Here is an 881-nt window from a genome sequence, read left to right as displayed (position 1 = left end):
AATAAAGACAGCTGTTCTTTTATCGCTAATACATTTCTCGGTCCGATCTTCATCAAATCATTTGTCGATTTAAATTTAAACATCTCTGATCCGCCGGCCAGCTTTGCTTTTAATGCAAATTTCCGGCATCCCGCTTCTATCAGCATATCAATCGTGGTCTTTACGGCGGTGTCAGCGTACTTAGCCCGGTTGAGCTCGGCAGTTTTCGATAACGTCGAATCCGGAAGCATGACATGAACAAGACCCGCCGTTTGCTTTTCTTTATCATAAAGCACCAGCCCCACACATGAACCCAAACCAGAGGTTCGGATGGTATCCGGGAAGCGGGCGATCTTCACGTCAGCAATCCCAACCTTTATAACAACAGCCTCAGTTGTACTCATAATGATGCACCTAAGGCGACAAAGAGCTTTTCAAATGAATCATAGTCCGGCAGCATAAACATATGCGCTTTCAGCTCCTGCTGATGGCTTTGGTCAAAAATTGACGTGTCGACAACAATGGCGTGTTCTCCAACCTGACTGAGCTCCATCAGCCCTTCGCTGATCACAGCTCCGAACATGTCCAATGAGACTTCAGGAACACTTGGATAGAGCTGGAGCTTCGTCAAATCCGCCAAAGCTGTTAAATATGACCCCGCTAAAATATTGCCCAGTTCATGCAAAGCGGATGAGCTCATGTGGTCTTCACCTAAGTCCTCTATGTCAAAATCGGGGTTTCCAATCAGCTCTCTGATAAACTGCTCCGCCTGAAAAAAAGGCATTATAAAGAACATTGAACCCGTTAAATCGCCTTCCATTCTTAAAAAGATGCTGGCAACCGGGACATCGGCGCCGCCGAAAAAATCAACAAGCTCATCAAAAGACAGCAGCTTTGCAAAT

Annotated in this window: 2 protein-coding genes; both read right to left on the bottom strand. The window is 45.9% G+C overall.

Going from position 1 to position 881, the window contains the following annotated elements; genetic code table 11:
- A partial coding sequence (gene cheD, locus RAC86_RS39285; RefSeq protein WP_377887019.1) for a chemoreceptor glutamine deamidase CheD occupies nt 1-383 on the bottom strand: 383 nt, incomplete at its 3' end.
- Nucleotides 380-881 (bottom strand): CheY-P phosphatase CheC (cheC, locus tag RAC86_RS39280; protein WP_377887018.1); only part of this gene is annotated, 502 nt, incomplete at its 5' end. The genes cheC and cheD, both read right to left, overlap by 4 nt.

Source organism: Bacillus sp. LR_5 (assembly GCF_042709275.1).
This window is presented reverse-complemented; position numbering and strand designations above follow the sequence as displayed.